The 12,133-nt window shown below is 35.1% G+C and carries 11 protein-coding genes; 9 read left to right on the top strand and 2 right to left on the bottom strand.

Annotation, left to right across the window (positions count from 1 at the left end; all coding sequences use genetic code 11):
• The first annotated feature begins 68 nt into the window (after positions 1-68).
• From QLS97_RS06430 to QLS97_RS06415, 4 genes are read left to right on the top strand one after another with little or no spacing between them, the layout of a single operon-like run.
• Entirely contained in the window at positions 69-1,073 is a 1,005-nt protein-coding gene (locus QLS97_RS06430) for a DHH family phosphoesterase (protein ID WP_282715128.1), read from the top strand.
• Between the two features lie 3 nt (positions 1,074-1,076).
• Positions 1,077-1,730 (top strand): gliding motility-associated peptidyl-prolyl isomerase GldI, encoded by a 654-nt coding sequence (gldI, locus tag QLS97_RS06425; protein ID WP_282715127.1) that lies wholly within the window; start codon positions 1,077-1,079, stop codon positions 1,728-1,730.
• Positions 1,731-1,744: 14 nt separating this feature from the next.
• Positions 1,745-2,872: a peptidylprolyl isomerase gene (locus QLS97_RS06420; RefSeq protein WP_282715125.1), complete on the top strand. Its 1,128-nt coding sequence runs from the start codon at positions 1,745-1,747 to the stop codon at positions 2,870-2,872.
• A gap of 35 nt (positions 2,873-2,907) precedes the next feature.
• Positions 2,908-4,149 carry a peptidylprolyl isomerase gene (locus tag QLS97_RS06415; RefSeq protein WP_282715123.1) on the top strand — a complete coding sequence of 414 codons (1,242 nt, stop codon included), beginning with the start codon at positions 2,908-2,910 and terminating at the stop codon, positions 4,147-4,149.
• Positions 4,150-4,288: 139 nt separating this feature from the next.
• On the opposite strand, the gene QLS97_RS06410 is transcribed toward QLS97_RS06415, so the two are convergent.
• Positions 4,289-4,729, bottom strand: coding sequence for a hypothetical protein (locus tag QLS97_RS06410; RefSeq protein ID WP_282715122.1), 441 nt, complete (start codon positions 4,727-4,729; stop codon positions 4,289-4,291).
• 633 nt (positions 4,730-5,362) lie between these two features.
• On the opposite strand from QLS97_RS06410, the gene QLS97_RS06405 reads away from it, so the two are divergent.
• Complete coding sequence (locus tag QLS97_RS06405; protein WP_282715120.1) at positions 5,363-5,839, top strand: hypothetical protein; 477 nt, start codon at positions 5,363-5,365, stop codon at positions 5,837-5,839.
• Between the two features lie 225 nt (positions 5,840-6,064).
• Here the strand turns inward: QLS97_RS06405 and QLS97_RS06400 are convergent, their stop codons facing one another.
• A complete protein-coding gene (locus tag QLS97_RS06400) occupies positions 6,065-7,603 on the bottom strand; it encodes an IS1182 family transposase (RefSeq protein ID WP_282715119.1) in 1,539 nt (512 codons plus the stop codon).
• 137 nt (positions 7,604-7,740) lie between these two features.
• Between QLS97_RS06400 and QLS97_RS06395 the strand changes: the two genes are divergently transcribed.
• The 4 genes from QLS97_RS06395 (at position 7,741) to QLS97_RS06380 (ending at position 12,105) form a co-directional block, all read left to right on the top strand.
• Positions 7,741-8,301, top strand: coding sequence for a hypothetical protein (locus QLS97_RS06395; RefSeq protein ID WP_282715117.1), 561 nt, complete (start codon positions 7,741-7,743; stop codon positions 8,299-8,301).
• Between the two features lie 478 nt (positions 8,302-8,779).
• A complete protein-coding gene (locus QLS97_RS06390) occupies positions 8,780-9,142 on the top strand; it encodes a DUF2200 domain-containing protein (protein WP_282715116.1) in 363 nt (120 codons plus the stop codon).
• A gap of 29 nt (positions 9,143-9,171) precedes the next feature.
• The gene (locus tag QLS97_RS06385; protein WP_282715114.1) at positions 9,172-9,609 is read left to right on the top strand and encodes a VOC family protein; all 438 of its coding nucleotides are present in this window, start codon (positions 9,172-9,174) and stop codon (positions 9,607-9,609) included.
• Positions 9,610-9,951: 342 nt separating this feature from the next.
• Complete coding sequence (locus tag QLS97_RS06380; protein WP_282715112.1) at positions 9,952-12,105, top strand: PAS domain S-box protein; 2,154 nt, start codon at positions 9,952-9,954, stop codon at positions 12,103-12,105.
• The last annotated feature ends 28 nt before the right edge of the window (positions 12,106-12,133 follow it).

Below are 12,133 nucleotides of genomic sequence, written 5' to 3'. Positions count from 1 at the left end.
ATTGTAAAAGTTTGTTAATTACATAAATGATTTCAACATTACATTAAAAAAATGTAATTTCGCAATCTATGAAAATACAAGACATTCAAGCGATACAGTTGTTATTATCAACTCCAAAAAAGATTGCCATAATCCCACACCGAGGTCCTGATGGTGATGCCATGGGTTCTACCTTAGGATTGTACCATTTTTTATTAAAAAACAATCATCATCCTGTGGTGGTTTCCCCCAATGAGTTTCCTGATTTTCTGGCGTGGATGCCCGGCTCAGAAACCGTAAAAATATACGAAAAAGACAAAGAAAACTGTACTAAAATTCTGGAAGAAGCGGAGCTTATTTTCACCTTAGACTTTAATGCTTTGCACAGAACCGGCGAAATGGAGCATGTTTTAGCCAAGTTAAAAGCGCCATTTATCATGATAGATCATCATCAAAAACCAGATGATTATGCCGCATTCACCTATTCTGACACTTCGTTTGGATCTACTTGTGAAATGATTTATAACTTCATTTTATTTCTTGGAAAAAAAGAAGACATTGATAAAACTATAGGAACTTGTATTTACACCGGAATTCTTACTGATTCAGGTTCTTTTCGTTTTCCAAAAACAACAGGAACAACCCATCGAATTATTGCAGAATTAATTGATTTAGGTGTCGAAAATACGGAGATTCCAACCTTATTATTTGACAACAGCTCTTTTGGACGTTTACAATTATTGGGAAGAGCGCTTCAAAACATGAAAGTGTTAACGGAGCACAAAACTGCATACACGACGCTTACTCAAGACGAACTGAATTCTTTTGATTATGTAAAAGGCGATACCGAAGGAATTGTAAACTACGGATTAAGTATAAAAGGAATCGTTTTTACTGCTATATTTATCGAAAATAAAGAAGAAAAAATCATCAAGATTTCATTTCGTTCACAAGGCGATTTTGATGTCAATCAATTTGCCAGAGATCATTTCAATGGTGGTGGACATCGTAATGCTGCCGGTGGAAAATCAGAAGTATCTATGGAAGAAACGATACGAAAATTTGAAGATTTAGTACCAACGCTAAAAATATAATAGATGTCAAAATTTAGTACGTTAATCGCATTTGGGTTCTTTTTATCCATACTCGCTTCAAGCTGCAAACAGCATCAGGATGCCAGAAAGCCTATTTCACAGACTTCTGGAAGCTTTATGAAGAAATCAATCGCGCGTAATAAAAAACTGGTTGCCAACGAAGAAACTCAAATTGAGGCTTTAATCAAAAGCAATCCCAATGTAAAATATATCGCTTCCAAAAAAGGATATTGGTATACTTATGTGACAAAAAATGAAATTGATTCCCTTACTCCCAAAAAAGGTGATGTTGCTTTTTTTGACTATGAAATAAAAGATTTAAAAGGTGCTGTTATCTATTCTGAATTGGAATTAAGACCTCAAATCTATTATGTTGACAAACAAAACATCATGATGGGATTGCGTGACGGTATCAAATTAATGCGCAAAAACGAAAAAGTGAGTTTTCTTTTCCCATCAAATATGGGATATGGTTATCATGGAGACGATAAAAAAATTGGCACCAATCAGCCTTTAATATGTACCGTAACTTTACGTGATTTTAAATCCGAAACAGTGTATAAAAAAGAAAGTGAAGCCAAACTAAAAGTAATTCCTGCACCAGTCAAACCAGAAACCAAAGCCGTACTAAAACCCAAAGACACTATAACTCAATAAAATTAAATTTAGAAATGAAAAAAAAGATCCTATTCGCACTCCTAGTTATTGCTTCATTTTACTCTTGTAAAGAAGAGCACAACAATCTTCCTGATGGTTTATATGCTAAAATAGAAACCAATAAAGGGGAAATAATTGTACAATTAGATTTCGAAAAAGCACCTATAACCGTTGCCAACTATGTGGCTTTAGCCGAAGGAAAAAATGAATTTGTCACCAATGAAAAACTTAAAGGCAAACCATTTTTTGACGGATTAAAATTTCACAGAGTAATTCCGGAATTCATGATTCAAACGGGAGATCCTTTAGGTACAGGTTCAGGAGATACCGGTTATAAATTTAAAGACGAGTTTTCAGATTTAAGATTTGACAAAGCTGGTGTTTTGGCTATGGCCAACAACGGACCTACAACAAATAGCAGCCAGTTTTTCATCACGCATATTGCAACACCGTGGTTGGACGGAAAGCATACTATTTTTGGTCATGTTGTCGAAAAAGGAATGGATGTTGTGAACAAGATTGTACAAAATGACTACATCACTAAAGTTACCATCATCAGAAATGGTGAAGCTGCCAAAAAGTTTAATGCGGTAAAAACATTCAACGATTATTTTTCAGTAGAATCTGAAAATCAAAAGAAAAAAGCAGCCATTGATGCTGAAAACAAAAAAATTTACGACGCTAAATACAAAGAAGTTCGTGAACAAAAAATCGCTTATTTTGCTACTTTAAAAGCCAAAGTAACTAAAACACCTACAGGATTGCAATATGTAATCACAAAGAAAGGTGGCGGTAAAAAACCTGCAAATGGCACTAATGTTTTCATACACTACGCCGGTTTTCTGGAAGACGGAGAATTATTTGACGCTAGTATTGAAAGTGTTTCTAAAACTTTTGGAAAATACGATGAAAACAGAGCCGCTCAAAACGGGTACCAACCCATCCCTTTCCAAAGCGGAAGAAAAGATGGCATGATTCCTGGTTTTATTGAAGGATTAGAGCAATTATCTTTTGGAGACAAAGCTGTACTTTTTATTCCATCTCGATTAGGATATGGTGAAGCTGGAGCCGGAGGCGTAATTCCACCAGGTGCCAATATCATTTTCGAAATTGAATTATTGGAAACAATGCCTCAACAATAACCGATTAAAAAAGTTAGACCTTAAATATTTAAAAAATGAAATTTAAAATTCTGTTTTTATTATTTGTGGGAATGTTAAACGTGCATTCTCAAACTACAAAGAAAACTGTACCGGTAAAAAAACCTGTGACAACAGTAAAAGCTGCTGTGAAACCAGCAGTGAAACCAGTAGTAAAAGCACCTGCAGTAATCGAAGGGATTTTTGCAACAATTTCCACAAACAAAGGAGATATTGTTCTTGAATTAGAATACAAAAAAACTCCGGTAACCGTAGCTAACTTCATCGCACTTGCTGAAGGTAAAAATACTTTTGTAACCAATGAAAAACTAAAAGGAAAACCTTTCTTTGATGGTTTAAAATTTCACCGTGTGATTAAAGACTTTATGATTCAAGGAGGAGATCCTTCTGAAAATGGGTCTGGTGGACCTGGTTATGCGTTCAAGGATGAAATTACCGACTTAAAACACAACAAACCCGGCATGCTTTCTATGGCTAATTCCGGACCAACTACAAATGGAAGCCAGTTTTTCATTACTCATAAAGAAACACCTTGGTTAGACGGTAAACATACTGTTTTTGGTCATGTTACTGGGGGAATGAATGTGGTGAACTCCATTGCTGTAAATGATGTGATTACTAAAATTACCATCATAAGGAAAGGCGTTTTAGCCAAAAAATTTGATGCCCCAAAAGTGTTCTCCGATTATTTCAACAATAAATCCGAAGACCAAAAGAAACAGGATGCAATCAACGCTGAAAACAAAGCAAAACAAGCCGCAATTGAAGCCGAAGCCAAAAAAGTATACACTGAAAAATACGGTCCAGTTATAGCTGCAAAAAAAGCGTATTTAGCCACTACAAAAGCGACAGCAACAACTACTCCAACAGGATTAGCATACAAAATAACACAAAAAGGAACAGGCGTAAAACCTGCTAACGGAACGACGTTTTATTTCCACTATGCCGGTTATTTTGAGGATGGAACGCTATTTGACAGCAGTTATGAAGAAGTTTGTAAAAGCTACGGAAAATTTGATGCAAACCGAGCCACACAAAACGGATACCAAGCATTCCCTTTTGAAGCAGGAAAAAAAGACGGTATGATTCCGGGATTTATTGAAGGTTTAGAGAACATGTCCTTTGGAGACAAAGCAGTAGTCTTCATCCCGTCAAATCTGGCGTATGGAGAAAGAGGTGCCGGCAGCGTTATTCCGCCTAATACAACACTTGTTTTTGAATTGGAAATGTTGGAAAAACAAGCAACTCCAAAACAATAAATTTCAAAAAAACACAAATAAAAAACCCGACAGACTTCAAAATCTATCGGGTTTCTTTTTATAATTTATTTGCTAAAAAGTACAGATTAGACCAATGGAAATTGATGATTAACCTCTCCATCAGCGTTCCATTTTTCTATTATTTCTTTCCGAATTTCCAGTCAAATTCATCTTTTTGATTGATAATCGCACCAATCTCAAATTTTACAACCTCATCAAATTCTGTTTGAAAAATAATCCAGTTTTCCTCATTGAAATAGTTTTCGAACGTGTCAAATTCTTCCTGAGTAAATTTAGTGATTCCTTTGACAGCCAAATCTTTTTTGACCTCACTAATTTTTCTATTGATTATTTTATTCCCAAACAAATCCAGTTCCGGGCTAGATGCCACAATATAACCCAATTTAAAATCTTCCTCAACATAGAAAGTCAAACGCATTTTTAGTTTGTTGTAGGCAAAAATCACATTATCATCTTCGTCCTTGTAATTCCTGTCCGGTTTACCGTAAATAGCGGTAACATCATTTTGTTTCATTCCGAAAATGAGCTTGTCAATTCCGTTTTTTGGATTTATTTTCATATGTAGATAATATTTGTTTTTTAATGGAATATGGTATCGCCAGATCTTCATTGGTGTTTGCGACAAATGTTGTCATGGCGATTTCATACGTAGTTTATATTTATTTTTTAAAGGAATATGCAATTCGTACAACGCTACCGGTGTTTATTTCCAGTTTACGTTATCCTCATTTTATATCGTATTATTTGACCGCAAAGTTCGCAAAGTTTTTCGCAAAGTCCACTACCTTTTTTATTTAAAAATTAGTGCCAAACAAATACTGCTACTGATTCTAAAATTCACAATTTGGGCGTGACCCGCTAAAAAACGGGTCGGGCTATCCGTTGCAATCTTTTATTCCGCTGCGCTTCATAAAAGGATTTCCACTTTTATCCCTCACGCAAAAAAGCGGTAAAGACAACTAAAATAGTCCTCTCTAAATTCAAAAAGACCCAAGAAATAAAAAGTCCATTTGATGATTTGTAAGATAATAATTAAAGTGTATATTTGAAAGTAATACGCTACGCAGTAGCGCCTATCCACCCAAAATGAGATGTATATGCGCTATTTTGTAGCGCCTATATACTAGTTGGGCGTCAGTTTGGCCGAGCGTGGATAACACAAGAATAAAATTAAAAATAAGAAGAAACAAATATGACAAAGTGGGCAGAAGAAATAAAAGAAGCTTTAAAAACCAAAACTGAGAGTTATTCAATTCAGGAACGAGAAAATGTAAGCGTGGAATACATAAACAATTTACTTGCACAAATTGACAGCAGTACTATTGATGAAACTGAAGAGCTGAAATCTAAAATAGAATATGTTGTAAATGAAATGCCGAAAAAAATTGGAGAAAATAGAATAAGTTACAACACTAAACATCTAAATGAAATAACTAATTTACAAACCTATATAGAAGAAAAATTTAATTTTATCAAAAAAGGTAGATTTAGGAAACGTTACATGCTAATGGGAATTCCTTTAGGAATACCATTTGGTTTGCCTTTTGGTGTTGCAATTGGTAAAATAGGTTTAAGCTTGTTAATTGGGATGCCAATTGGGATGATTATTGGACTATTTGTTGGGAATTATTTAGATAAAAAAGCTAAAACAGAAAATAGAGTACTATAAAACCGAACGCCCAACACACGCTACAAGCAATTTGGGTATTAGGCTTAATTTGAAATTGGTTTTGTATTTGGAAGATTTGGCAAATCCGAAGAATGGGCTTAATTTAGTCCCAAACTGCTTGTAGCGCGGGAACGTCAGGCTGTGAAAAAACCTCTTTTTTCTAATATAATCTTCAAATTTTACGACTCTACAATTCAAATAAGGCCTTTTAAGAAGTCGCTTTTTTTAGGCTGCAAATTTACTTTGATAAAAAATGAAGTCTAATTGCAGCTTTATATACTTCGTTTTTAGCAAAAACAAGACTTTTGCCTTGTAAGGTGAGTTCCATTTTTTGAGTTTGGCAATCAAATCGGGAACGCCCAAAATATTGATACTGCGTTTGATGTTATACACCAGCATAATCAGGCTGTGTTCCCCATTTACTTTTTCTAGTCCCGTTAAATTGGTGTGATTGTAGCCCCATTGGCGTTTAATAGTCCCAAAAATGTGCTCGTTGATTTCTTGCCTCTTGCGGTAGAGCTGTGGGTTTTCACGATACCGCTTGTTGTTTTCTTCTACGGCATCGGCATATTGGCTTCGGTCGATTTCTCTCCCACCTGCTCTACTAGTGCATAAATGTTTTACGGGACATGCTTTGCATTTTAGGGTTCGGTATTTTTTAAAATTATAGCTGTCTCTATCTGTAGTTTTCTTATGCCAACTGCCCGTAGTTTTTAATGTTTCGCTTTGTGGGCAGGTATAGGTATCGGTGTCTTGATTGTACTGAAATTGGGCTACTAAATAATCCTTGGTCGTACCGTTTTCGTTACTTTTTCCTTGTTCTGGTTGTGCTACAATGGTAGTGATGTTGGCTTGTTTGCAGATTTCTATTTGTTTGCCATTATGATATCCTTTGTCCACCAGTGCGGTATAGGTTTCTATACCTAGATTCTCTTTGGCTTCTATGGCAATGGCTGACAAGGCACTGCGGTCATTCTTGTTGATAGTGTGCGTGGCTACCACAAGATTGTGTTTGGCATCGACTGCGGCTTGGAGATTGAATGAGATTTCAACTACTTGTCCTTGCACTAATAAGGCTCTGGCATCGCTATCGGTAGTACTTATTTGAGGCTCGCCGCTTTGTTTTAGCTTTTCTTCCAGCGATTCATAGCGTAATTTATTCCCTTTTAGTCGGTCTATCTTTTGTTGGATATTTTGGATTTTAGCTGGACTTTCTTTAACATCATTTTCTTCCAAAGCTGTTAAGTATTCTTGGGTTTTGTCTTCAATATATTCAAGGTGTTTGTCGATTTTCTTTTGATTGAAATTGGCTTTTTTACTATTGTGCGATCGGCTTTTGGTACCGTCGATAGCAATAGTTTCGCATCCTATCAAATCCGCATCTTTAAGGAACAAAACAAAGAGTTTGAATAGCTTTTTCAAGGCAACAGGATTGTTTTTTCTAAAATCGGATATGCTGTGGTAATTAGGAACAATAGCTTCTAAAAGCCATTGCATTTCCATGTTTCTAATACATTCCTTTTCTAGATCTCGAGCACTTCTAACTCCGTTGAGATACCCGTATAAATAGATCTTTAGAAACACTTTACTGTTAAAACTCGGGCGACCTTCAGTCTTGATCGTTTTTACAGCAAAATCGAGTTTATAGAGGTCTATATATCCGACAAAGGCATCTATAAATCGCACCTGGTTATCGGGAGCTATAGCGTCTTCTAAACTAGAAATACGCAGTTGTTGACGGGATATTCCTGTGATATGTTGCATGCTTAAAAATACGAAAAATCTTCTTTTTACACCAGTTTTTTGTTATATTTGAGAATAATACAACAGAGGTTTTTTCACAGACTGACGTTAGCGGTAATTTTAAAGGAAAAAACCATACTGAAACTAAAATTTAGGATATGAAACATATGAAAAAAACCATCTATGTGCTGATCTTACCGCTGGTTGTGGTGATCGGACTAGTATTTGCTAATCGTGAAATTAAAAATGAAACTAAGCCATCCCCAAAGCCGTTGTCCTTTGCTGACAGGAAAGCCCACCTGGTGGATGACAGGAAAAAATGGGAGGCTTCTCCTGACGGTATAAAGTACAAAGAATGGGAGGTTTCTCCTGAAGGTAAAAAGGTGCATGCCAGTCATGATAAAATAAGGAAGTACATAAAGGCTTTCACCAATATGGAGGCAGTGGTAACCTCTGTTACTTTTCAGCGCGCAAACGCGAAATCATCAGGACCAAAATGGCTTATAGTCAAGATTAATGGCGAAGAATACATGATGCAATTTATTCCTAAGGATTTTGAGCAGTTAAAAAGCCTGAAAGTTAACGACAAAATAATTGTAAGAAGCCGTAGCGCAGGGTATTCTTCTAATCATCCATATTTGATTATATCGGGCGACTATATTGCGCGAAATAATAAGATACTTTTTAAACGTGACTTTAGCAAAAATAAGGGTTGCTGAGGATTAGGGGCCTCGCGATTAGCGACAATGGCAATTAAAACCGGCTCTAACGTTTCAAAAAAAGCTAATAAATGTTCAAAAAATCTCCCGTAGAACTACTGGAGCTACTGGAAACACTAGCAAAAATCATTAAAAGCCTACAAATCAACGATTGCAGGCTAACCGAGTAATTCTCAAAATGCTTTTCAAGAATAATTATGGATATTGGATTGATAACAATTTAGTGCTTGATGATTTCCGAAAACAATTTGCTGCGATAGAAATTAGCAAGGAAAATTTTGAGGAAAAGTGGAAATTATTATAAAAACTACTGCTAACAGCGGTTTTGCGCAAAAGCTGGTTTAGTTTTGCTTAGTCAGAAAGTACTAAGCTGAAATTTTGCTTACCTTTAACTAATTAGAAAAACCCACTACTACGCAAAGCATCAACACTTTAGACTTCATTGAAATACCACTCTAAAAGTAACAACAAACAGGAAATGAGCAACACCAATAATCACGATGAGCGTATTACGAAAATGACATTCTCTTCGGTATATCCTCATTATCTCGCAAAAGTGGAAAAGAAAGGCAAAACGAAAGAAGAATTACATCAAGTAATTGAATGGCTCACTGGTTATGATGACAAAAGCCTTCAAAAATACATTGATGAAAAAGTAACCTTTGAAAAATTCTTTAAAAATGCTACCATAAACCGTAACGCTCAACTCATAACTGGTGTAATCTGTGGCTATCGGGTAGAAGAAATTGCAAATCCATTAACACAACAGGTACGCTATTTAGACAAGTTGGTAGATGAATTAGCAAAAGGAAAGGCTTTGGATAAAATTTTAAGAAAGTAAACCATTTAACAACTTAAAAAATTAAAATTATGGCACTTATCAATCCTCACATTAACTTCAACGGAAATGCCGAAGAAGCATTCCTTTTTTACAAATCAGTATTTGGCGGAGAGTTCGCAAAGATTATGCGTTTCAAAGACATATCAAGTCCTGAATTTCCTGTAGCAGAAAACGAAGCAGAAAAAATAATGCACATTGCTCTGCCTATTGGCCAAAATATTCTAATGGCCAATGACGTTCCAGAAAGTATGGGTCGAGTAAATGAAAATGAAAACAGATCTAAAATAGCTATTAGCGCAGCAAGTCGTGAAGAAGCCGACAAATTATTCAGCGGACTTTCAGCAGGCGGACAAATTGAAGTGCCTATTACCGACAGTCCTTGGGGTTCCTATTTTGGGATGTTTAGAGACAAATATGGAATTGAATGGATGGTGGATTTTGACCCAAAATATAACGGAAAAGTGTAAGCAAAAAACAATGAACGCCTAACAGCGGTTTCTGGCAACCCAACCACGCTGATATAAAACAATCCTTAGCAAAGTTTTGCAAACAGCGCCTACAATAGTGAGCTATTAATACAAAAAGCTATGAGTAATTCATGGCTTTTTGCTGTTTTAAATCTCTTGTATCATCCTAAAAAAGCCTATCTATCTACTCTTAATCCTAAAATAGATTACTCATCACGTGGTAACAAATCTTAAAAAACCACTTGTTAATTCAATTTAATTAACTAACTTTCATACACTTATACTTAATTTTCAATTTTAAATATTGAGAGTACTACTATTTAATTTTTATACCGTACGACTATGAAAATTTCTTTAGAAAAAAAAATAATCATTGGATTCATCCTCAATCTATTCGTTGTTTTTGCCATAGCTTGGATTTTTATTTTAAGGATTGACAAACAAAGAAACCAAGCTTTGGATGCTTCATTAAATTGGATAGAAATTGCATTAATCATTCTTTCCGTTATTTTATTGACCGTAGTTTATTTTATCATTCGGTCCCAACTTCGGGCTAAAAATCTTTCTCAAGATTTACTTTTGGAAAACAAACAATTATTGCAATCGATTATTGACAATACATTGAGTCCTATGTTTATCAAAAAAATAAATGGCGAATATTTATTGATTAATAAACAATTTGAATCTTTATATAAAATCACAAATGAAGAAATAACAGGAAAAACTGATCATGATTTTTTACCTGCTTTAATTGCAGATGCCAACCGAAATTCTGATTTTGAGGTTGTAAAAGCATTAAAAGAATTAAAAACCGAGGAAACCATTCAACAATCTGATGGCATGCACACGTACATTGCCGTGAAATTTCCTATCTACGACGCCACAAAAAGAATTTATGCCATCGGTGGGATTTTTACTGATATCTCCGAAAGAAAAAAACTGGAAGAATCTTCTAAAGCCGCTGATAATTTTTTTAAAATGTCAGTAGACATGATGATTATTTCCTCTATGAATAAATTCATAAAAGTGAATCCGGCAGTCAGTAAAATTTTAGGATATTCAGAGGAAGAACTACTGAGTAAAAGCTTTCTGGAATTTACACATCCAGATGATATTGAAATCACACAAAAAGAAGTTGCTAAACTTCAAACCGGAGCTCCATCAATAAAATTTGAAAACAGATATATTTGTAAAGATGGCTCGACAAAATGGCTTATATGGTCTGTATTTCCTGATGTTTCCACTGGATTATTGTATGCTGTTGCCAGCGATATCACCGCTCAGAAAGAAATTGAAACTGCACTTAATGTGGCTAATACATTTTTCTACATGTCGTTTGATATGTTTGTCGTCATTAAAAACGAAAAATTTGTAAAAGTAAATCCTGCTTTTACAAGAATACTTGGTTATGATCAAAAAGAAATAATCAACAAGCCATTTTTAGATTTTATTCACCCGGAGGATGCTCCAATTTTTATGAATGGCATCAAAAAACTACAAGTCAGTGACTCAGTTATAAGCCATAGAGTTCGGGAACGACTCAAAGACGGCTCATACAAATGGTTTGATTGGACCAGCACAATTGACATTCAAACAGGAATAATTTATGCCGTGGCAAGAGATGTTTCTGAATTGATTAAAAATGAAGAATCCTTGAAGATTGCAAATATGTTTTTTGACATGGCATTCGACATTTTAACCGTAGCCAAAGACAATCATTTTATCAAAATTAATCAGGCTTTCACAAAAACCCTTGGGTATAATCAAGAAGATATGAATCGGATTAAATTCATGGATTTAATTCACCCTGATGATAAGAAAACTGCGGGAGAAGTACTGGAAAGACATTTAAAAGGAGAATCAGTTATTAATTTTAGAACGCGGTTTCTTTGTAAAGACGGCTCTTATAAATGGCTCGATTGGAATAGTAATATGGATCTTCAAAACGGAGTTTTTTATTCTGTTGGACGAAATGTCACGGAACTGGTAGAGCTCGAAAATGAACAGCAACTAGCCATCGACAATCTGTATGAAAATGAAGAAAAATTACGATTAATAGTCGAAAATATCAGTGAAGGAATTATTGTGGCAAATGCCGATAAAAAAATAATCATGGCAAATAATATGGCAAATGCCATTTTTGGAATCGAAGAAGACGACAAAATATCAACGAATTTAAGCAATCATTTCGAGCTTTATTTTCCTGATGAAAAAACCATTTTCCCTTCTCAAAACCTACCCATGGAACGTGCACTAAGCGGAGAAGCGACTACTGATGTTGAAATAATCCTTTGGAATCCAATGGCACAAGAAAAGAAAAGAGTGCTCATTAGCGGCAGGCCTTTAGTCGACCAAAATAACAATGTCGTCGCAGCGGTAGTAACGATTAAGGATATTAGCAAATACAAACAAATGGAGGAAGATTTGGAAGAATCTGAATCAAAATACCGCCAATTAATAGGATTTAGAAAAGGCAATACTGATACCATGATTTAAGCATTAAACTGAATCTGGGTATCAACAT

Origin of the sequence: Flavobacterium yafengii (assembly GCF_030010375.1) — a bacterium.
Taxonomy (GTDB): domain Bacteria; phylum Bacteroidota; class Bacteroidia; order Flavobacteriales; family Flavobacteriaceae; genus Flavobacterium; species Flavobacterium yafengii.
The sequence above is the reverse complement of the archived record's forward strand: the minus strand, read 5'-3'. Positions and strand labels throughout refer to the sequence as shown.